The sequence below is a fragment of the Methylophilus medardicus genome, from assembly GCF_006363955.1.
GTDB classification, from domain to species: Bacteria; Pseudomonadota; Gammaproteobacteria; order Burkholderiales; family Methylophilaceae; genus Methylophilus; species Methylophilus medardensis.
Genome location: NZ_CP040948.1, coordinates 1 through 21,876 on the forward strand (window position 1 = coordinate 1; position 21,876 = coordinate 21,876).

Annotated in this window: 20 protein-coding genes; 11 read left to right on the forward strand and 9 right to left on the reverse strand. The window is 48.5% G+C overall.

Annotated elements, in window-relative coordinates:
• From dnaA to gyrB, 3 genes are all read left to right on the forward strand, one after another.
• Positions 1-1,413 carry a chromosomal replication initiator protein DnaA gene (gene dnaA / locus FIT99_RS00005; RefSeq protein ID WP_140001767.1) on the forward strand — a complete coding sequence of 471 codons (1,413 nt, stop codon included), beginning with the start codon at positions 1-3 and terminating at the stop codon, positions 1,411-1,413.
• A 249-nt stretch (positions 1,414-1,662) separates the two neighbouring features.
• A complete protein-coding gene (gene dnaN / locus FIT99_RS00010) occupies positions 1,663-2,766 on the forward strand; it encodes a DNA polymerase III subunit beta (RefSeq protein WP_140001769.1) in 1,104 nt (367 codons plus the stop codon).
• Positions 2,767-2,834: 68 nt separating this feature from the next.
• Positions 2,835-5,240: a DNA topoisomerase (ATP-hydrolyzing) subunit B gene (gene gyrB / locus FIT99_RS00015; RefSeq protein ID WP_140001771.1), complete on the forward strand. Its 2,406-nt coding sequence runs from the start codon at positions 2,835-2,837 to the stop codon at positions 5,238-5,240.
• Between the two features lie 73 nt (positions 5,241-5,313).
• Here the strand turns inward: gyrB and FIT99_RS00020 are convergent, their stop codons facing one another.
• Positions 5,314-7,086: a monovalent cation:proton antiporter-2 (CPA2) family protein gene (locus FIT99_RS00020; RefSeq protein WP_140001773.1), complete on the reverse strand. Its 1,773-nt coding sequence runs from the start codon at positions 7,084-7,086 to the stop codon at positions 5,314-5,316.
• A 235-nt stretch (positions 7,087-7,321) separates the two neighbouring features.
• Between FIT99_RS00020 and FIT99_RS00025 the strand changes: the two genes are divergently transcribed.
• From FIT99_RS00025 to FIT99_RS00045, 5 genes are all read left to right on the forward strand, one after another.
• A complete protein-coding gene (locus FIT99_RS00025) occupies positions 7,322-7,690 on the forward strand; it encodes a hypothetical protein (RefSeq protein WP_140001775.1) in 369 nt (122 codons plus the stop codon).
• 67 nt (positions 7,691-7,757) lie between these two features.
• Positions 7,758-8,345, forward strand: a complete 588-nt coding sequence (locus FIT99_RS00030; protein WP_140001777.1) for a hypothetical protein — start codon at positions 7,758-7,760, stop codon at positions 8,343-8,345.
• 44 nt (positions 8,346-8,389) lie between these two features.
• A complete protein-coding gene (locus tag FIT99_RS00035) occupies positions 8,390-8,572 on the forward strand; it encodes a hypothetical protein (RefSeq protein ID WP_140001779.1) in 183 nt (60 codons plus the stop codon).
• Between the two features lie 95 nt (positions 8,573-8,667).
• Positions 8,668-8,979 (forward strand): thioredoxin family protein, encoded by a 312-nt coding sequence (locus FIT99_RS00040; RefSeq protein ID WP_140001781.1) that lies wholly within the window; start codon positions 8,668-8,670, stop codon positions 8,977-8,979.
• 119 nt (positions 8,980-9,098) lie between these two features.
• On the forward strand, positions 9,099-9,578 hold the full coding sequence (locus FIT99_RS00045; RefSeq protein WP_140001783.1) for a nuclear transport factor 2 family protein: 480 nt from the start codon (positions 9,099-9,101) through the stop codon (positions 9,576-9,578).
• 37 nt (positions 9,579-9,615) lie between these two features.
• On the opposite strand, the gene FIT99_RS00050 is transcribed toward FIT99_RS00045, so the two are convergent.
• The 3 genes from FIT99_RS00050 to FIT99_RS00060 form a co-directional block, all read right to left on the reverse strand.
• A complete protein-coding gene (locus FIT99_RS00050; protein WP_223261219.1) occupies positions 9,616-10,728 on the reverse strand; it encodes a catalase family protein in 1,113 nt (370 codons plus the stop codon).
• Positions 10,729-11,166: 438 nt separating this feature from the next.
• A complete protein-coding gene (gene ycaC, locus FIT99_RS00055; protein ID WP_140001785.1) occupies positions 11,167-11,793 on the reverse strand; it encodes an isochorismate family cysteine hydrolase YcaC in 627 nt (208 codons plus the stop codon).
• A 45-nt stretch (positions 11,794-11,838) separates the two neighbouring features.
• Entirely contained in the window at positions 11,839-12,699 is an 861-nt protein-coding gene (locus FIT99_RS00060; RefSeq protein ID WP_140001787.1) for a pirin family protein, read from the reverse strand.
• A gap of 121 nt (positions 12,700-12,820) precedes the next feature.
• On the opposite strand from FIT99_RS00060, the gene FIT99_RS00065 reads away from it, so the two are divergent.
• The 3 genes from FIT99_RS00065 to FIT99_RS00070 all read left to right on the forward strand — a co-directional run bounded on the left by FIT99_RS00065 (position 12,821) and on the right by FIT99_RS00070 (position 15,939).
• Positions 12,821-13,477, forward strand: a complete 657-nt coding sequence (locus FIT99_RS00065) for a LysR family transcriptional regulator (RefSeq protein ID WP_262982135.1) — start codon at positions 12,821-12,823, stop codon at positions 13,475-13,477.
• Positions 13,398-13,709 carry a LysR substrate-binding domain-containing protein gene (locus FIT99_RS12530; protein WP_262982142.1) on the forward strand — a complete coding sequence of 104 codons (312 nt, stop codon included), beginning with the start codon at positions 13,398-13,400 and terminating at the stop codon, positions 13,707-13,709. Before FIT99_RS00065 ends, FIT99_RS12530 begins: the two co-directional genes overlap by 80 nt.
• A 250-nt stretch (positions 13,710-13,959) precedes the next feature.
• A complete protein-coding gene (locus tag FIT99_RS00070; RefSeq protein ID WP_223261220.1) occupies positions 13,960-15,939 on the forward strand; it encodes a putative bifunctional diguanylate cyclase/phosphodiesterase in 1,980 nt (659 codons plus the stop codon).
• A gap of 11 nt (positions 15,940-15,950) precedes the next feature.
• Here the strand turns inward: FIT99_RS00070 and recG are convergent, their stop codons facing one another.
• The 5 genes from recG to FIT99_RS00095 are packed head-to-tail and all read right to left on the reverse strand — an operon-like array spanning position 15,951 to position 21,853.
• Positions 15,951-18,023 carry an ATP-dependent DNA helicase RecG gene (recG, locus tag FIT99_RS00075; RefSeq protein WP_262982143.1) on the reverse strand — a complete coding sequence of 691 codons (2,073 nt, stop codon included), beginning with the start codon at positions 18,021-18,023 and terminating at the stop codon, positions 15,951-15,953.
• Positions 18,020-20,236 carry a RelA/SpoT family protein gene (locus FIT99_RS00080; RefSeq protein ID WP_223261221.1) on the reverse strand — a complete coding sequence of 739 codons (2,217 nt, stop codon included), beginning with the start codon at positions 20,234-20,236 and terminating at the stop codon, positions 18,020-18,022. Before FIT99_RS00080 ends, recG begins: the two co-directional genes overlap by 4 nt.
• Before the next feature lie 6 nt (positions 20,237-20,242).
• On the reverse strand, positions 20,243-20,458 hold the full coding sequence (gene rpoZ, locus FIT99_RS00085) for a DNA-directed RNA polymerase subunit omega (protein ID WP_140001792.1): 216 nt from the start codon (positions 20,456-20,458) through the stop codon (positions 20,243-20,245).
• Positions 20,459-20,507: 49 nt separating this feature from the next.
• Positions 20,508-21,119, reverse strand: a complete 612-nt coding sequence (gene gmk / locus FIT99_RS00090) for a guanylate kinase (RefSeq protein ID WP_140001794.1) — start codon at positions 21,117-21,119, stop codon at positions 20,508-20,510.
• Entirely contained in the window at positions 21,116-21,853 is a 738-nt protein-coding gene (locus tag FIT99_RS00095; RefSeq protein WP_140001796.1) for a proteasome-type protease, read from the reverse strand. The genes gmk and FIT99_RS00095 overlap by 4 nt, the downstream gene beginning before the upstream one ends.
• Positions 21,854-21,876: the final 23 nt, after the last annotated feature.

Below are 21,876 nucleotides of genomic sequence, written 5' to 3' on the forward strand. Positions count from 1 at the left end.
ATGGAAAATTTTTGGGCTTATTGTCTGCTCAAGTTCGAAAAAGAACTTTCAGCACAGCAATACAATACATGGATAAAACCGCTGAAAGCACGCGTCAATGGCGATGCGGTGCAAATTGTCGCGCCCAACAAATTTGTCATGCAATGGGTGAAAAGCAAGTTTTTTTCACGCATTGAAGCGATTGCAACAGAATTATCTACCAGCGCAGTATTAGAACTGATAGTAGATAGTAGTGAACAAACCTCCACTGCAGAACCTCCTGCCAAAAAAACACCTTCGCAATCCACCGCAGAGACAGACCCCAAGCTTAATAGTCCAGCAGCATCCATAAAGTCTGTTGAAAAAAAACCTATCCCTAACCGCGCACCAGTAAAAGCATTGCGATCAGAAAAGGGAAGTGGTTTAAACGATAGTTTTTTATTTGATAACTATGTCACTGGTCGTGCTAACCAATTGGCCCGCGCAGCCGCGATCCAAGTCGCCGGCAATCCAGGGCAAGCCTATAACCCTTTATTTATATATGGTGGGGTAGGTTTAGGGAAAACCCATCTACTGCAAGCCATTGGCAATGAACTTAAAAAAGCAAAACCGGATGCCAATATTCGTTATCTACATGCCGAACGCTATGTATCAGATGTCGTAAAGGCTTATGAAAATAAAGCGTTTGATGAATTTAAACAGCAATACCACTCGTTAGATTTATTACTGATTGACGACATACAGTTCTTTGCCAAAAAAACGCGTACGCAAGAAGAGTTTTTTTATGCGTTTAACAGTTTGATTGAAGAAAAGAAGCAAATTGTCATCACCTGCGATACCTATCCGAAAGAGATCGCTGACATGGATGAGCGCTTGCGTACACGATTTAGCTGGGGCTTAACGGTTGCCGTTGAACCGCCGGAATTAGAAATGCGCGTCGCAATTCTGCGCAAAAAAGCTGAGAATCTAAAAATCAATCTGCACGAAGACGTCGCATTTTTTGTAGCCAAGCAAATCAGATCGAGTGTGCGTGAGCTTGAAGGCGCGTTGAACCGCATTATTGCCATGGCCAATTTTACCGGCCATGCAATCGATGTGCATTTAGCTAAGGATGCCTTGCGCGATCTAATCGCCGTTCGCGGCCGCCAAATCACCATGGAAAACATACAAAAAACAGTTGCCGACTACTATAAGATCAAAGTCAGCGACATGTTTAGCAAGAAGCGCTCTCGTAACGTAGCTAGGCCTAGACAAGTCGCAATGTCATTGGCACGTGAGCTCACCAATCATAGCTTCCCTGAAATTGGCGAGGCCTTTGGTGGCAGACATCACACCACAGTCATGCACGCTTGCGAAGAAATAGAACAATTACGATTAAATGACCAAACATTGGCACGTGATATTGGTTTGTTGACGCAAGTGATTCGTGATTAAAACTGAAAACAAAAGCTGTGGATAAGTTGAGATTAGACTGTGTTTAAATATTGCGTATAGACAAGATAAAATCAGTTTACAATATTAGCCACAAAAGATGCATGTTAGAACCGCAATTTATACACAAGTAAAAATGTCTGTAAGTCTATGAATTTAATAATTTTTTAGACTTACCCACAAAAAAGTCGCACATTACTATTAATCTTATCTTTTATATATTGAAATAAAGTTATTAATACAGGTCAGGCCATGCAAATCAAAATCAACCGTGAGGTATTGCTTAAACCCCTCAATAGTGTCACCGGAATCGTAGAGCGTAGACATACCTTACCGATACTTTCAAATCTGCTAGTTAACATCAAGCAGCAAGAAATGCATCTGACAGCGACTGATCTGGAAATGCAGATTTCGCTGAAAGTGCACGGTGGCATCGAAGGCGAATTGAGTACAACCATTTCTGCCAAGAAATTGCTGGATATCTGTCGTTCACTGCCTGACAGTGCGTCAATTGAAATGAACAACCAAGATAATCGGATCACACTAAAAGCGGGTAAAAGTCGATTCAATCTCCAAACCTTGCCTGCAGCGGATTATCCGTTGATGAGTAAAGCGAGTGGCCAAAATATCAGTTTCAGTTTGGCGCAGTCGGAGCTGAAGCGTTTACTCAAACAAGTTGAATTTGCCATGGCGCAGCAAGACATCCGTTATTACTTAAACGGCTTACTGCTAGAAGTGAATGGCAATCAGCTACATGTGGTGGGCACGGATGGGCATCGTTTGAGCTACACCAGCACGACCTTAGACCAGAGTTTTGAAAAAACCGAGGTGATCTTGCCACGCAAAACCGTGCTTGAATTGACTAAATTGCTCGATGAACAATCAGAATCGCCAGTGGTGATTGATTTGCTCAATGGCCAAGTCAGTTTTGAGTTTGGCGATATTCAACTGATCAGCAAAGTGATTGATGGCAAGTTTCCGGATTACAACCGGGTAATTCCAACTGGTCACCAAAACACATTTATGGTGAATCGAGTGGCCATATTGACGGCGTTGCAACGGGCATCGATTTTATCGAATGAAAAATATCGCAGTATTCGGATGGTAATTACACAAGGCTTGCTTAAATTGATCAGTACCAACACTGAGCAAGAAGAAGCCGAAGAAGAATTAGAAATTGATTACAGCTTATTGCCATTAGATATTGGTTTTAATGTTACTTATCTGATTGATGTGCTCAATAACCTCAATGACGAAAACATTGAATTTGCGTTTGCCGATGCAAACAGCAGTTGCCTGATTACAGCAGGTAGCGATGCCAACTATAAATACGTTGTGATGCCAATGCGCATATAATGCACCCTGCGTGTTTCACGTGAAACACGCAGCGTTGTCTTTTAATCTCAATTAAAGAAACTTTTGTTATGGCACAGCCACAAGAATATAACTCAGACAGTATCAAGATTTTGGAAGGTTTGGACGCCGTACGTAAACGTCCCGGCATGTACATCGGTGACACGTCAGATGGTTCTGGTTTGCACCATATGGTTTTTGAAGTGCTCGATAATGCGATTGATGAAGCGTTGGCTGGACACTGTGATGACATCAAAGTCATTATTCATCCCGATAACTCGATCAGCGTTTCGGACAATGGCCGTGGCATTCCAACGGATGTGAAAGACGACGACAAACACGAACCCAAACGCTCTGCGGCTGAAATTGTCATGACCGAGCTGCATGCAGGCGGTAAGTTTGACCAAAACTCCTACAAAGTATCTGGCGGCCTACATGGCGTGGGTGTGTCTGTGGTCAATGCTTTGTCAGATTGGTTACGCTTAAAAATTTATCGTAAAGGTAAAGTACATCAGATGGAGTTTCATCGTGGTGTGCCACAAGCGCCGTTAGCCATGACCGGCACAACCGATAAAAAAGGCACTGAAGTGCATTTTTTAGCCTCTGTAGACACGTTTACCCTGGTTGAATATCACTTTGAAATTTTAGCGAAACGCATTCGTGAACTGTCATTTTTGAACAATGGCGTGAAAATCGAATTGATAGACCAACGCACAGGTAAATCAGAGAACTTTGCATTTAGCGGTGGCATTAAAGGGTTCGTGGAATACATGAACCGCACTAAAACCGTCTTGCATCCAAAAGTGTTTTACGCGATTAGCGAAAAAGACAATATGACGGTTGAAGTGGCGATGCAATGGAACGATAGCTACTCTGAAACCGTGCAATGCTTTACCAATAATATTCCGCAACGCGATGGTGGCACGCATTTGACTGGCTTGCGTACGGCAATGACACGCACACTCAATCAATATATTGAGCAGAACGAATTTGCAAAAAAAGCCAAAGTAGAAACGACTGGCGACGATATGCGTGAAGGCATCACCTGCGTGTTGTCGGTCAAAGTACCAGATCCAAAATTTTCATCTCAGACCAAAGATAAACTGGTGTCGAGTGAAGTACAACCGGTAGTGTCAGAAATTGTGTCAGCAAAATTGGCGGAGTTTTTAGAAGAAAACCCGGTAGATGCCAAAATTGTATGTGGCAAGATTGTTGAAGCGGCACGGGCACGCGAAGCAGCACGAAAAGCACGTGAAATTACCCGCCGTAAAGGGGTGATGGACACGATGGGATTGCCAGGAAAACTGGCTGATTGCCAAGAAAAAAATCCAGCCTTGTGCGAACTATACCTGGTGGAGGGTGACTCCGCGGGTGGTTCAGCCAAGCAAGGCCGTGATCGTAAGTTTCAGGCCATATTGCCGCTCAAGGGTAAGATTCTTAACGTCGAAAAGGCACGTTTTGACAAGTTGTTGGGCTCACAAGAAATTGCCACATTGATTACCGCGATGGGCACTGGCATTGGTAAAGATGATTTTAATCTAGAAAAATTACGCTACCACCGCATTATCATCATGACGGATGCGGACGTCGATGGTGCGCATATTCGTACTTTGTTGTTAACTTTCTTTTATCGTCAAATGCCTGAGCTGGTCGAAAACGGCCACATTTACATTGCCCAACCTCCCTTGTACAAAGTGAAGCAGGGTCGTGATGAGCGTTATTTAAAAGACGAACACGAGCTTGACGAATACCTGTTGAATTCTGCATTACGCGATGCGATCTTAGTCACCAAAGAGGGTGGCGAAATCCTCAAAGATGACGCACTGAATAGTATCGCCAAGCAAATGGTACTGACAGAAGCGGTTATTCGTCGTATTGCCAACTTGTATGATGAAAGCGTGTTACGTGCGATTCAGGACGTGGGTGATATTGAATTAAGCACCGAAGCAGCAGCTAACTCGGTCGCTGAAAAATTACGTCCTATTTTAGGCGCAGTAGGTTCTGAGGTGATTATTTCACAAGACACCGAAACCAGTGCTTATCGCCTAGAAGTCAATAAATTCGTGCATGGTAATTTGCAAAGCTGCGTGATTGATGCTGCATTTTTAAGCAGCGGCGATTACCGTCAAATTAATCGCACCTCACAAATGGTCAACCATTTATTGGGCGAAGGTGCACTGATTAAACGTGGCGAAAAAGAGCAAAAAATCAGCACATTCAAGCAAGCGCTCGACTGGTTACTCAATGAAGCGAAACATAACCTGAATATTCAGCGTTATAAAGGCTTGGGTGAGATGAACCCAGAGCAACTGTGGGAGACCACCATGGACCCAACCGTACGTCGTTTGCTCAAGGTGCAGATCGAGGATGCCATCGGTGCCGATGAAATTTTCACTACATTGATGGGTGATAACGTTGAGCCGCGCCGTGCATTTATTGAAAGCAACGCGCTGAGCGTGAGTTCGCTCGACATCTAAACGTGGGTTGACACCTTAGATGAAGAAATTAAAGGCTCCGTATGGAGCCTTTAATTTTTAGGACGACTGTAAGCTACGTTTGTGGGTCTGTAGTACTGCGCTCCATTTCAAGTAATGTTTTAAGGTCGTTTCGTCCTTGCTCCATCATGCTAGAAAGTGCTTTTCTATCATGTCTGATTTTTAGGGTGGCTTCGATTTGCGCTTGGTCGTGTTGTTCAAAATGCTGAATGATCTTGGTTGCGCTGGCGGCAGTTTCGCCAATGACCATTAATGCTTGTCGAGCAGCCTCTAACGACGAATAAAATGTTTCGCGTATTGGATTTAAATCCATTTCTCGTAAATCGAACGCATCGGTTCTGCTTCTGGCTCTTACGACAATGGCGACTTTTGGCCAGCGTTGTTTTACGAGTTTTGCCATGTCTAATACTGCGGCGGTGTCATTCAGTGCGATGACTAACAGCTGCGCTTCAGCAATGCCAGCCTCCACTAGTACATCTAACCTCGATGCATCGCCATAATAACAACGCCAGCCGAATTGCCTTGTCAGGTCTACCTGATTTGGGTCGTTATCAATAAGGGTAGGGGTGATGCCTTTAGCGACGAGAACCCGGCCAATAATTTGGCCAAATCGACCAAAGCCGGCAATGATGACGCCATTATTTTCAGTGATGGAATCTTTGGGTCGTTCACCGCATTGCAAGGTTAAAAAACGGTTATAGAGTAAAAGTAATAAGGGTGTGAAGAGCATAGACACAGCAACAATTGCGTTAAGGGTGTTGTAGCTTTGCAGAGAAATGGATTGTTGGCTTAATGCAGCACCAAACAGCACAAATGCAAACTCACCGACTTGAGAGAGCGAGAAAGCAAGCAACAGCTGATCGCGAAAATTGTATTTAAACAGCCTACCCAGTCCAAGTAAGACACATATTTTGATGCCGACAATACCAAGCGCAAATCCAAAAATAATCAGAGGTTGATGCATGATCAAGGCCAGATCTACGGTCATGCCTACAGAAATGAAAAATAAGCCTAATAATAAGCCTTTGACTGGCTCAATATCTAATCGTAATTCATAGCGATATTCAGAACCGGCTAATAATACCCCGGCTAAAAATGTCCCCAGCGCCATTGAGAGGCCCACGGACTGCATGGCTAATGACACGCCAATGACTAACAACAATGAGAATGATACGAAAACTTCACGTAAGCCGGTTTGCGCAATGATCCGCATAATGGGTTTTAATACAGTACGGCTCGCAACAATGATGGCAACAATGGCAGAGATCGCTTGAATCATCGCCCATAAGTCAAAACCGGCCTTTTCATGGTTGGGGGCAATCCAAGCCAACAGCATAAATAATGGAATCACAGAAAGATCTTGAAAAAGCAAGGTGGCGAAAGCAGCTTGTCCACCAGGGGTCTGTAATTGTTTTTTTTCAATGAGGGCAGTCAGACCAATAGCGGTCGACGACATGGCCACCCCCATGCCGATGATGAGGGCCTCTTGCCATGAAAAGTGCAGCTGCTGCGCAAGGAGGGTGGTCACTGCGATGGTGACGGTGACTTGCAAGCCCCCCATGCCAAATAGCAACCGACGTAACGCCCATACTTTTTGTGATTCAAGCTCTAAGCCGATTAAAAAAAGCATTAAAACCACGCCGAATTCAGCGAAATGCATGACGTGCTCTGGATCATCAATGAGTTTGAGCGCGTGCGGTCCGAGCAACACCCCAGCAATCAGATACCCCAACACAGAGCCCAACCCTAATTTTTTAAAAATAGGCACCAATACGATGGCAAACGAAAGATAAATCGCAGCTTGAACAAGAAAATCAACGCTATGCATGGTCGGCCTTAATAGTGAATGTTTGCAGATTGTTTGCTGAAATTAGCATAGACCGGCGGTAGGGGCCAGTGCATGCGTTGGGGACGCAGGGGTTTTTGCCAGATTTATCTGACAATAAAATCAGCGATGCGCCAGTATTGCGGCTCATGCGCACGTCATAGACTGTTTCAACAGATTCAAGCGTCTGCTTAATCAATTTTCAGACCAATTTATTGTTTAGATAACAGGTTTAACCATGCTACCTCCCGCGTTTGCAGAACAGATTTTTGACGTCTTGCGGTTTTCGATCGATTTGGCGTGTACAGAGCAAGATTGGTATAACGTTAGCCGTGATGCACTGGCATTTGGCTTCACACAAACAGATGTCTCCACGCCGTTTGCTTATGCGCAGCGCTTTGACTTGTTAATCGAGCCTGGCATATACCTGTGCCTAGATTACCGCTCGTTTGACCCTTCAGGGCCGTTTCATGTGCTTCCTGCCGTGAGTAAGTTTGAGCTCAGCATGTCCATAGAGAATAAAGTAACGCGGTCTTATCATAATGCGTTTGATGAGCCGGTCGCGAAGAAAGATGCGTCCTTGTGGAGCGAGCTCTCCTTTACCTAAGGTAGGCACCCGCTAAGGTCGATGACAACTAATACGACCAAAAGATTTCAAATCACGGGAGGTCACCATGCACCATCTCAGGCAACAAACGAGCTTAGGCTATTTAACCAGGCAAGTTTTTATTTTCAGTGCATTTGCCATGATGGCTAGCTGGGTAGAAGCTGCCGACACCAAGCAATTATTTGAACCGATTCGTGCTGTATTACAGCATCCGCGTTGCCAAAACTGCCATATTGCCGGAGACCAGCCTTTGCAGTTTGATAATGGCCGCCCGCATGCGATGTTAGTGATGCGCGGTCGCGATGGGATGGGTATGCCGGCCATGGAATGCAGCTCGTGTCATCAACAGAAAAATTCGCCTTCCATCATGGGGGCGCATGCGCCGCCCGGTGCGCCCCACTGGCGATTGCCACCCCCACAAAACAAAATGGTGTTTATGGATGTGTCCCCCAAAGATTTATGCATGCTGCTTAAGGACCCGCAACGCAACGGCGGTCGAGATGGACAAAAGCTAATAGCGCATTTTGCTGAGGATCAATTGGTGGCTTGGGGCTGGGATCCAGGTGGTGAGCGCACACTGCCGCCGTTCACCAAAGCGCAAACGGTGGCAGCGGTGCAGCAATGGGTAGATGCTGGCATGCCATGTCCCCGCTAACCCCCTTTTAACGCTCACATCCCGCCAAGCGCCAGGAGATCACCATGTCAAAAGCGATGCATCCAACAATACCTGAAGTCCGCCCCGCTATACCCAGCCAAGCGCTCGAGAAGTCAATTAAGCCCAATCCACCAGCCATGCCTAAAACCGAAGAACAAGAGATTGCTTCTGAGATCGCAGAGGGGCAGATTCCGCCAGACGCCTTAAATAGCGGTAATGACCTTTGAGACCTACATTTTCGACGTGACCAGTAGCAACAGTTGGGCGATCCTGCCAAAATGATCAGTCACTGTCTTCGTAGGCGCATAGGCGATTGATCAACATGGAAAATGCAGACCCAACACGGGAGACCATTGATGATCTTTCGGGCGCCACTTTGTTGGTGTTTGGGGCAGTTTGGTGCGGGCACTGCCAAGCGGCACAAGCGACCATTACGGCGGGTCTAGCCACATTTCCGCACGTTCGCCACATTAACATTGAAGATGGAAAAGGCCGCAGACTTGGGCGATCGTTTCAGGTCAAGTTGTGGCCGACCCTGATTTTCATGCGAGACGGTATCGAACGCACTCGGCTGGTCAGGGAGATTCATGCCAGTGAGTTAAAATCAGCATTAGCGCTGATTTCAGACCTTTAAGCGCAATTTTTTCACCGAGGCACTAAGGTCACTGGCGGCTGCTAGCGCTATAATCAAACGCTACTTACGGATTCCGCTGAGACCAATCTCTATTTGCTTAATAAGAAAGGACGCGTTCAATGACCAGCCCAATAGTCAAGCGCCCCCCATTACCGCCGTTTACACGCGAAACCGCGACTGAAAAAGTGCGTTTAGCAGAGGATGGCTGGAACAGTCGGGATGCCGCCAAGGTGGCACAGGCTTACACGCTAGATACACAATGGCGGAATCGTGCTGAGTTTATTCAAGGGCGCGAGCAGGCACAGCAATTTCTTGAACGCAAATGGAACAAAGAACTTGAATACCGTTTGATCAAGGAACTATGGGCATTTAGTGACCACCGGATTGCTGTGCGTTATGCCTATGAGTGGCATGATGATTCAGGTTATTGGTTTCGTTCTTATGGCAACGAAAACTGGGAGTTTGACCCACAAGGCCTGATGATGCGGCGGTATGCGTCACTCAACGACCTGCCGATTGCTGCCGAGGAGCGTTTGTTTCATTGGCCGTTGGGTAGGCGTCCAGACGATCACCCTGGCTTAAGCGAATTGGGGCTTTAACGGGTTTGTCTTAGATGCTGCCCGCCCTGAGGCTTGATTAACATAAATCGTCCAAGTTTTGCGGTTCACGCATCTGCACGGTATCAGGAAGGTGTCGTTGATGCTTCGCCATTTCATAGCTCATTTTACGCAGCCGCATCACTGAACCCAATGGGCGATGGCTTTGAATGCCATGCCAAGGTGAAAAGATCATGCCGGCATCCACGATTTGCGAGCGATAGGGACTCCAGGCAATTTGCGGCTTAGCCGTGATGCGAGCCACAGGAATATAAGGTGAGCTGGCTTGTGGCCAAATCACAGTAGCGTCCTCGATTGGCATTTTTTCGATGTCAGTACACAGTTGCACTCTAAGCTCCCATACTGCGGTATGCGCAGTAAAATAATCCACCATGCATTTTCTGAGGCCATCGGTCGCAAATACGTTTACGGGCAGGCCGGTGAGTGCAGTAAGCGCGGGAGCCACCGGCACACAGGCGATTTTAGCCATATGGCGGCCATACAATATGGGGTCCTGACTGTAATAGGTTTCGCCAAGAATGTTGGTTTCTTGGGGTGGGGGAAGACGTTTAACCCGCGATAGTTGCACATGTTTAACGGATTCGACCAGCTTGGCGGTGGCACGGAAAATGGGCGATAAAAAATGTCTGAATTCCGTCCCTGTTTGTGGTGTGCAGGCAATTTGTTTCAAGTTTGACAGAAACATCTGAACACTGGACGATAAAAAACTGGCGCCATTCACCATTAAGAAATCCTGCGTGGTGGCCTCTTCACTGCCAGGTAATCGGTCACCGCTCACGCCAAGTATTTTAATTGCCAAGCTACGTGGCGTGCAGGGTTTATCGTGCAAAATGTCGCCGGGCACGGTTGAAAAACGCATCACCAATGGCAAGGTTTTTCCCTGCGCAAATATGCCTTGCGCAAGGCTTGCAGGTAGCTGATCAAAAATTTCGATTTCCGCAGCAATCAGGCCGTGGCTTTTTACATGGACGCTACGGGCATTATGCGCAGATTGACCTGCGGCAATGTCGGAGATTTTTTGCAATGTATATTGCAAGTGCTGTCGCTGATTGATTGCACTACGCTCAAGCACTTCATAGCTAGGTTGATAAATCAGCGGCTTTGCTTCTAATTGTGCAATTTGTTGCAACATATTCGCCTCCACGCCTTAAGCTAGGTGTTCTGGGGTTTACCCGCCTGTTTGCGTTGCTTGTTTACCATGGGTGCTGCAAACGCCGCTTTATTTTCAGCGTTGTTGAGAGTGTTTTTTTAAATCATCTTGTTTACGTGTACGTGTTCGGCGAGAGGCTTTAGGCATCTGTATACGCCTTGTATGGAGTACAAACGGCAGCCGTTAAGGCTGCCGTGTTTGTCTTGTTGTGAAACGTAATTCGAAAATACATTCGACATTGGTTTCAAACGCGACCATGTCAGATTACGCTTGGTGCGGAGACCTTGCTATGCGTGATTATCCTATTGTGTTGTAGGAGATGCTTTATGATCGGCCCTGCAAAATGCCGATCATGGTCCGTTAATATTTCACTACCGCTCACACAAGTTGAATGGCGGTCGCCTTTAAACCGCATTTTTTCTATTTGGCTTGTTGTGCATGAAAAGCCGTCATGAGGTTGCGATAATCTGGGATGTGGTTGGCGCATAGTGTGCCCAGACCCTCGATATCTCGCCGCCAGTCGCGTTGCAGTTCACAAGCAACCCCAAACCAAGTCATCATTTGGGCGCCAGCGGCTTCCATGCGGCGCCAGGCGGCATCGCGTGTGATCTCATTAAACGTACCGGAGGCGTCTGCCACCACAAATACTTCAAAACCGGCTTCGATCGCTGATAATGCTGGGAAAGCGACACACACCTCCGTTACGACCCCTGCCAGAATCAGTTGCTTTCTGCCGGTTGCTTTAATTGCCTCTACAAACGCGTCGTTATCCCAAGCGTTAATTTGCCCCGGGCGTGCGATATATGGCGCATCAGGAAACATTGCGGTTAACTCTGGCATGAGCGGGCCGTTAGGGCCAGTTTCAAAGCTCGTGGTCAAAATGGTGGGCAAGTCAAAAAACTTGGCGGTATCAGCCAGCGCCAGCACATTATTTTTGAAGCGGTCCGGCTCGATATCGCGGACCAATGATAACAAGCCCGCCTGATGATCTACTAGTAATACCACCGCGTTGTCTCGGTCAAGGCGCAAATAAGGGTTGTGATTCATGATAGAAATCCTCTCAATAATAGGTTGTTTAGAGCAAATGCAGCACTATGCGGTGGCAAATCGCCCCTGGTTATAATCGTTAATGGCTTGGTCAATCTCCTCCCAGCGGTTCATCACAAAGGGGCCATGACCTACCACCGGTTCATTCAATGGCTCGCCATTGAGTAACAAAAGCACGGTGTCTTGTTGCGCCTGCAAAATGAGTGTGTCGCCTTCAGTTTGCATCACGGCCAGCTCTGCAGGGCGGATGGTATGAACCTCGCCCGTTTTCACTGCCCCATGCAGCACAAAAATGGCAGTGGTATGCCCCTCTGGCAACGTGAACGTGCTGCGTGTACCTGCGTTGAGGCGTACATCCCACACATTCATCGGGCTAAAGGTGCGTGCAGGACCTGTTTGTCCGGCATATTCGCCGGCAATAATCCGCACTTTACCGGCGTCGTCTGGCAGAGCTACTTCTGGGATTTGTGCGCGACTAATGCCCTGATAACCCGGCGCCGTCATTTTGTCTTTGGCAGGCAGGTTCACCCATAACTGGATCATTTCAAACGGACCGCCAGTGCGCGCATAGTCATCGCCATGATATTCCTCATGAATAATGCCAGAGCCCGCAGTCATCCATTGCACTTCGCCAGGACCGATGGTACCGCCAGCGTTGGTGGAATCATGGTGAGACACCTGCCCATCGTAGACGATGGTGACAGTTTCAAAGCCGCGATGTGGGTGCTGGCCGACACCACGGCGTTGTTCGGTGGGTTCAAATTGCGCCGGGCCTGCATAGTCCATCAGCAGAAAAGGCGAAATTTGTTCGGCGATATCGCGGTAAGAAAAAATACTTTGCACCGGAAAGCCGTCACCTACCCAGTGGTTGCCGTTACTACGTTTGATAAAGGCTAGTTTTTTCATGATGGTTTCCTTTCAAGGGGATGTGATTGCATGGATCACACTATAAACCGATGACTTTTGAGGCACTAGATGGTTAAATGTGAAATTACTTTTCATTTAAATGAATAATTTAGGGTGTGCGATGGACTTCAACGAAGCGGCGGTGTTTGTCAAAGTGGTGCAAGCCGGCAGTTTTAGTGCGGCTGCCAGGCAGTTGGGGATACCTACCTCGACCATTAGCACCAGAGTGGCGCGATTGGAGCAGCGCTTGGGCGTGACTTTATTGCAGCGGACCACGCGTCGCTTAAACTTAACCGAGGCAGGTACCTTATATTTTGAACATGCATCGACTGGGCTGGGCTATTTGCTTGAGGCGGAAGCGGCACTTGATGAAGCTCGCCAGCAACCGCAAGGTGTTTTAAAAATCACGGCACCTGCGGATATCGGCGATGCCTTGCTGGCGCACTTAACGGCGCAGATTCAGCAGGCCTATCCTGCATTGTCGATGGAGCTGCTGCTGACTGAGCGCTATGTCGATCTTGTTGCCGAGGGCGTGGATGCCGCCATTCGCACGGGGGAGTTGCGTGATTCAAGTTTGATTGCCAAATCATTGGGGCGTATTCAATGGGCATTGTTTGCGAGCCCGCAATATTTAGCCTCTGCAGAGCCTAATCACGCCTGCAGACCTGAGTCAGCATCAATGCGTGCAATTTACGCCGATGGGCCGACAGCAATGGGAGTTGCAGCGCGCGAGCACCCTTCTCCGGGTGCCTTTGCCTGGCCGCACCTTAGTCAATAGCATTGGCGTGGTGAAGTCGATGGCCGAAAACGGGCAGGGCATCGCCATGTTACCGACCTTTATTTGCCAAGCCGCGGTGTCGACAGGCGGTTTGCAACCGGTGTTGCCTGATTGGCGAGGGCAGGCAGATGTCTTGCATCTGGTGTATCCCAAGCAACGCTTTATGCCGCCCAAGTTACGTGGGTTTATCGATTTGGCCGTGGCCTCGCTTAAACCTTTGTTCAGTGGCTAGAAGCGAATAAGTTGTCACACCAAACACACAGGATGCGTGGGCAGCGCAGGGTTGCCTAGACCGCCCCGAATACCCTCTGTCGCATTCATGACATTTCTGTATTATTTTGCCTTTTTTCTATTCAAAACAATCGTGTATCGCGTGAATTGTGCAGAGATTAAGCGCATGATTTATGTGCAGAATTAAAGATTCAAGTGGCATAGACCGTTGTTAGTTTATTCACAATCATAATAATTGAGGGAAAACTGCGTTGAACCCAACAGCAGAGGCAGCAGCATTGAACGCCGAAATTGTGCAAATGCTGTATTCAAACAATCGTCGATCCTTGATGGCTGCCATCGTGGTTATGCTTTCGCTTTTGCTCGTCCAACGTCACCTCATTGATCATGTCATTTTAGCGTTATGGTGCAGTCTGTTTGTCGCCGCTTACGGCGCACGTGTTGTATTAACTTATCACTATGAAAAAGACCAGCACCATGATTGGCATAGCCCGCAGTGGTTGCAGTGGTTTCGCGCCAGTGCTGGTTTTTGCGGCGTGGCTTGGGGCTTGGGCGGCATTTTACTTTTTCCTGAGACCAATACAGCGCACCAAGCATTTTTGATTTTTGCGCTGGTGGGCGTTTCGGGCGCGGGTATTGTGATTTATTCGGTGGATACTTTAACCACTAACTTGTTTACCGGCGGCATTCTCTTATTTATGATTCCGCGTTTTCTGCTGCATGGCAGTTCAGTCTCCCTGGCGCTCGCGGTGCTGTTTATCGTTTACGTCATCTATGTCACGGTGGCTGGCCGCAGTTTAGCGAGCAGTCTGCGCGAAAATATTTCGTTAAGAATCGCCGCTAACCTTGATCACAAAAACGTGCATCAGTTAGCCTATTATGACTTTTTAACTGGCTTGCCTAATCGTCGTTTGTTGACTGACCGACTGAATGAGGCCTTTGCCCGTTGTGCGCGCCAGCAAACCTATGGCGCGGTATTGTGCCTAGACTTGAATAATTTTAAAGGGCTCAACGACAGCAAAGGGCACCAAGCGGGTGATGAGTTATTGCAACAAGTCGCTGCAAGGTTGCAGCAATGTTTGGATAAAAAAGACACCGTTGCTCGCATGGGCGGAGATGAGTTCATAGCGGTGCTGGATGAATTGTCACTCAACAAAGCCGACGCCATTGCTGCCGCGCAAGCCTGCGCTGAAAAAATGATGGCGGTATTTTCTGAGCCGTTTGAGCTACAAAATAGCAAATATCGCACTGCACCAAGTATCGGCATCTGCCTTTTTCAAGGCGATCTTCAGCATGAAGCCGAGGTGCTGCGCCGGGCGGATATCGCCATGTATCAGGCCAAAAAATCGGATAAGCGGCATAGTATCCAAATGTATGACGAGCTAGTACATCCGGCGGTGGAAATGCGCGCAACCCTTGAGAATGAGCTGGCGTTTGCGCTGCAAGCAAATCAATTTGAGTTGTATTATCAAGTCCAGGTCAATGAGTTAGAGCAGCCTACCGGCGCTGAAGTCTTGTTACGTTGGTTGCATCCCACAATGGGGATGATCCCGCCGGACCAGTTTATTCCCTTGGCCGAAGAAAACGGTGAAATTGTACCGATCGGGCAATGGGTGCTGGCGCAAGCCTGCTACCAACTCAAGGTTTGGTCTCGCTTTGCGCACACTGCGCAATTAAAGTTGTCTGTGAATGTGAGTGCTATTCAATTCAGTCAGCCGGACTTTGTGCCGATGGTGACGGAGATTGTGCTGGCAAGCGGCTGCGATGCACGCAATTTGCGCTTAGAGCTGACCGAAAGTCTGATCGTAAAAAACATTGACGAGGTCATTGAAAAAATCAACGCGCTAAAAACCCTGGGCATCACGTTTTCACTGGATGACTTTGGGGTCGGCCAATCCTCATTATCGGTGTTGAAACGGTTGCCGCTCGACGAACTCAAGATTGACCGTAGTTTCATCAAAGACATTGCGGACAATAATTATGATTCGTTTATTGTGCAAACCATTATCAATATGGGAAAAAACCTGAGCCACAGCGTGATTGCCGAGGGCGTTGAAATGCAGCAACAAATGGCCACGCTGCAACACATGGGTTGTCATGCATTTCAGGGGTTTTTGTTTAGCAGGCCTTTACCGCTGGCTGAATTTGAAGCCTGTCTGCAATCTGCAACCCAGACCACTGCGTTTGGGACCCCGCTGACGCCAGTTAAGCTGTTTTCAAGTACGCTATAGGCGGTCCGCGCTTAGACTTTGATCCACTCTTCCCCTTGGCTTAACCAGCGCTGCAAATGGGCGGCAACGGCGGCGGGGTGGTTTTCAAGCAATCTGTCTGCGGTGACTTTGGCAATCTCTAATAGCGCGGCATCCCGTTCGAGGTCAGCAATTTTAAGCATAGGCACGCCACTTTGACGGGTGCCCAGTAACTCGCCAGGACCGCGAATGTTTAAATCCGCCTGTGCAATCTGAAAGCCATCATTACTCTCAAAAATGACTTTTAGGCGTTGCCGACCAATTTGTGAGCATTGCTGTTTGCTATAAAGCAAAATGCATGTGCTTTTGGCTGCGCCACGGCCAACGCGACCACGCAGTTGATGCAACTGACTCAAGCCCATCCGCTCCGCATGTTCAATCACCATTAAACTCGCATTCGGCACGTCGACGCCAACTTCGATCACGGTGGTCGCGACTAAGAGATGTATCTCGTTGGCGGCAAAAGCTTGCATCACCGCCTGCTTTTCTGCCGACTTCATTCGGCCATGCACCAATCCGACCTTAAGTTGTGGAAAGGTCTGTTGCATGTAAGCAAACGTGTCGTTCGCCGTTTGCAATTGCAGCGTTTCTGACTCCTCAATCAGCGGGCATACCCAATAAGCCTGCTGGCCTTGCGCACAAGCGTCGTGCACCCGTTGCAATATTTCTTCACGCCGGTCATCGGCCACGAGTTTGGTCACAATCGGGGTACGGCCTGGCGGTAATGCATCAATCACCGACACATCCAGATCCGCATAATAGCTCATGGATAAGGTGCGCGGGATTGGGGTGGCTGACATCATGAGTTGATGCGGCTCAAGTTGTGCTTGTTGTCCTTTTTTGCGCAGTGCCAGTCGTTGGCCGACGCCAAAACGATGTTGCTCGTCAACAATCGCTAATCCTAACTGTTTAAACTGCACTTGATCCTGAAATAAAGCATGGGTGCCCACTGCGAGCATGGCTTCGCCGTTGGCTATTCTTGACAGTGAATGCTCACGTTCTTTTTTGTGCTGGCTGCCGGTCAACCAAGCGACTTCAATACCTAAAGGTACTAGCCAGCCAGCCAATTTTTTATAATGTTGTTCTGCCAGAATTTCAGTCGGTGCCATCATTGCCACTTGCCAGCCGTGTTCGATTAATTGCAACGCGGCGATACAGGCAACAATGGTTTTGCCACTGCCTACATCGCCTTGCAAGAGCCGCTGCATCGGGTGGGGTTGGGATAAGTCATGACTGATTTCTGCAATCACCGTTTGTTGCGCCGCAGTCAGGCTAAATGGTAACTGTGCCTGCAGTTGCTTCACCAGCGTTTGTGACGCAGCGATTTTGGGCGCTTGGGACTGTTTGCGACGCGCGTAATGCTGGCGCATCGATAATTGCTGTGCCAGCAATTCATCAAAAGCAAGCCGTTGCCAAGCCGGATGCGTGCGGTCTTCGAGTGCAGTGAGCGCCATGTCGGGCAGGGGCTGATGCAACAATCGCAGGCTACTGGCGAAGTCTGGCAACTGCAGGGACTGATACACCCACGCTGGCAGGGTTTCGAGTAAATTTGCAGGTTGTAACACCAAGTTGACTGCTTTGCGGATAGCGGCTTGGCTCAAGCCAGCCGTGCTCGGGTACACCGGGGTCAGTGCTTGATTGACCGGCGTGTCCTCGCCAACTTTGCGTTGGGTCGGATGCACCATCTCATAACCGAAAAAGCCGGGACGCACCTCGCCAAACACGCGCAGGCGCTGACCAATTTGCATGGCGGTGACTTGGCTGGGGTAAAAATGTAAAAACCGCAGGTTGATGATGCCTGTGTCATCCTGTAGCCTGACATTGAGCATTTTGCGTGGTTTGTAACTGACTTCGTTATGAACGACAACGCCTTCTATTTGTGTTTGTTCACCCAGACGAAGATCACGAATAGCCGTAATGCGGGTTTCATCCAGATAACGCAAAGGGAGGTGAAGTAGTAGCGCTTGTATTGATGGTATACCCAGCTTGGCGAGCTGACTGCACAAGGCAGGCGTAAAACCTTTAATCTCGCTTAAGGAACGCATGCTGGCATCACTTTGAGTTATTGGATGCGTTGTTCCACTTGGTTACCCTTGACCCGATTGATGCGCACGATTTGCTGAATTTTGCGCAAATTACGGATGAGGGTAGCCAGGTGCACGCGGTTATGCACCTGTACGGTAAAGTTGACGTTGGAGTATTGGCTGCCATCACTGTTTTCGACACTGACGTTGTCAATGTTGGCATCTGCGTTGGAGATGGTGGCGGCTACTTTAGCCAGCATGCCGCGTTCGTCGACCACGGTGATACGCAAGTTCACGCTGAATAACTTTTTCGGATCCGCATCCCATTCGACGTCTAGCCATTTTTCAGGGTCCAACCTGAATTTGCGAATGGCTGGACAATCATGCGTATGAATGACCAATCCCTTATCTTTGTTGATAAAGCCCAAGATTGGATCACCGGGGATGGGGCGACAACAAGGTGCAAATTGCACTGCCATGCCTTCAGAGCCACGGATGGTAATGGTGTCCAGCACTTTGCTAGATTTATCATCTGCGTCGGCTGGGTGCGCCAGCAACTGGTGTGCCACCATCAAGCTGTTACGCTTGCCTAAGCCGATATCAGTCAAAATGCCCTGGCGGGTCTTGGTGCCATAGTCGTTCATGACTTTTTGCCACTGTTTCTCAGCAATCTCGGCAGGCTCGATATGCATGGCGCGCAGCGCAACATTGAGCATACGCTCCCCCAGTTGTGCCGATTCTTCCACTTTTACCGTTTTCAGGTAATGGCGAATATGTGAGCGGGCTTTGCCGGTTACCACATAATTGAGCCAGGCCGGATTCGGTTTAGCCAACGGCGCCGTGATAATTTCGACATGATCGCCATTGCGCATTTCGGTACGTAATGGCGCCAACTCATTGTTGATCTTGACCGCGACGCAACTATTGCCGACATCTGAGTGCACGGCATAAGCAAAATCAACCGCCGTTGAGCCGCGCGGTAACGCCATGATGTTGCCTTTGGGCGTAAAGACATACACCTCGTCAGGAAACAGATCCACTTTAAAGTTTTCGAGAAACTCGTGGCTGTCTTCACTTTCGGTTTGAATCTCAACCAGTCTTTGCAACCATTGGTGCGTTTGTTGTTGCAGCTTGGTCAGATGGGCGTCGGTCGTTTTATATAACCAATGCGCAGCGACACCAGCATCAGCAATGTTGTGCATTTCTTGGCTACGGATCTGCACCTCAATCGGTGTGCCAAACGGGCCAAATAAGGTGGTGTGCAATGATTGATAGCCATTGGCCTTGGGGATAGCAATATAGTCTTTAAAGCGGCCGGGAATCGGCTTGTATAGTGCATGTAATGCGCCGAGGGCTAGGTAACAAGCCGCCGTATCTTTGACCACCACACGAAAACCGTAAATATCCCCAATTTGCGATAATTTGGTCGATTTTTCGGCCATTTTTTTGTAGATACTGTACAAGTGTTTTTCGCGGCCAGCGACGTCATACTCCAGCTGGTAGTGCTTGAGTTGATTCTGAATGGCTTCCAGAATCTTGCTAATCACTTCTTTGCGATTGCCGCGCGCAAGGCGGATAGCCTTGTCAATCACACGGAAGCGATTCGGATATAGGTATTTGAGACTAAGGTCTTCCAGCTCGTGGTAAATCGGGTTCAAGCCCAGACGGTTGGCAATCGGGGCATAAATATCCAGTGTTTCCCGTGCGATGCGTTTTTGTTTTTCTGGGCGCATCGCCTCTAGCGTTTGCATGTTATGCAAACGGTCAGCTAGTTTGACCAAGATCACACGTACATCTTGGCTCATCGCCAGCAGCATTTTTCGGAAGTTTTCTGCTTGTGCCTGGGTCGCCGTTTGCAGTTCAACTTTGTCTAGCTTGGTTAAGCCATCTACTAAATCGGCCACCTGTTTGCCAAATCGTTCAGCAATCGCCGCACTGTCAACTTCCGTATCTTCAACCACATCATGCAGTAGGGCTGCCAGCAGCGTTGGCAAGTCAAGATGTAGCTTGGCCAGAATGCAAGCGACGGAGATCGGGTGGGTAATGTAGGGTTCGCCGGTTTTGCGGGTTTGACCGGCATGTGCCTGTTCGGCGTAGCGATACGCTTGCCAAACCAGCTGCACTTCTTCTTCGTTGAGGTATTTGCGGATCAGCTGTGTGAGCGGAGAATCCTCACGGTCAGCAGGGAGCAAGTCCACTTCTTCCAGAGGAGATCTGGACTTGCGATGGGCAGGATCGCCTTGGCTGTGGGGCATAGCTGTTTATGCTTGACCCTTTTTCTCTAACAATTCAACACCGATTTTGCCGGCTGCGATCTCGCGCAAGGCAATCACGGTTGGCTTGTCTCTTTGCGAGTAACCACTCACTAATGGGTCAGAGCCATTCGCCAATTGTCTGGCGCGGTAAGCGGCCACCAGTGTCAATTGAAAACGGTTAGGGATGTTGTCCAAGCAATCATCGACAGTAATACGTGCCATAAAAACCTCTTAATGTGTGAGCCTACATGCAACGCAAGTGCGCGCTGGGTCAGGTAAGTGATTGAATCAATGACGCGTGGCAAGCAACCTGGCGGTTTAACTGCAAGCGCTGTGCGCGAACAATCGCCATCAGATCCTGCAAGGCCACGTCAAAATTATCATTTATTGTAACATAATCAAACTCATGCACGTGACGCATCTCTTCCCGCGCAGCCGCTAAACGTTGCGTGATGACGGCTTCGCTATCCTGTCCGCGACTGTTGAGTCGATGCGATAACGCCTCAATGGAGGGCGGTAAAATGAAGATTGAAGTCACATTCGGGAACAGGGTGCGTATCTGTTGTGCGCCTTGCCAGTCTATCTCGAGAATGACATCGCGGCCTGCGGCCAATGCGCTTTCCACTTCACTTTGCGCGGTGCCATAGCGTGCACTGTGTACGTGGGCACTTTCTAGAAAGCCGCCCTGATCTAGAATCTGTAAAAAAGCAGGTTCGGACACAAAATGATAATGAATGCCATCTTCTTCACCCGGGCGCGGCGCGCGCGTGGTGTGTGAAACGGACAATTTTAGGATGGGGTCTTGTGCCAACATGGCACGCACTAAGCTGGTTTTCCCCGCGCCAGAGGCCGCAGAGATCACAAATAAATGGCCGTGACTCATGAAGCACACCATTCAGGATTCGGTAGTGAAGAAAACACGGATTTGAGCCCCTCACCCCAACCTTTGCGAATGCGGGCGTAATAAGGGTCATCTTCTGTTAAGCGTTGCCGACAATCGGCGGTGAAACTGTCAGTGCGGTATATCATCAAATCAATCGGTAAAGCCACAGAAATGTTACTGCGGATGGTGGAGTCAAATGAAATCAACACACATTTTACCGCATCTGTGACATTGGTTTGATGTTTGATGACACGGTCAATGATTGGTTTGCCATATTTAGTTTCACCAATTTGCAGGTAGGGCGTGTCAGGCGTGGCTTCAATAAAGTTTCCTGCCGCATAGACATTAAACAGGCGCGGTTTTTCACCTTTAATTTGTCCGGCGACCAGAATGCTGGCACTGAAGTCTATGCTATGGTCTTTCAGCGCTTTACCATCACGCTGATGCACGGTGCGCATGGCGGCGCCAACCACGCTGGCCGCTTCAAACAGGGATTGAACGTTATGCAGATGCGCGTGCGGTTCAGCCGATTTGAGTTGTTCACGACAAAGATTGACGACCGATTGTGTAATGGCCAGATTGCCTGCTGTTAATAATACAATCATGCGGTCGCCGGGCACTTCGAAAACGTGCATTTTCGGCGAAATGGCCACTTGGTCTACCCCGGCGTTGGTCCGCGTATCGGAGGCCAATACCAATCCTTGTTCAAGCAAAATACCGACACAATATGTCATAAGAAATAGGCACTACATTCTGT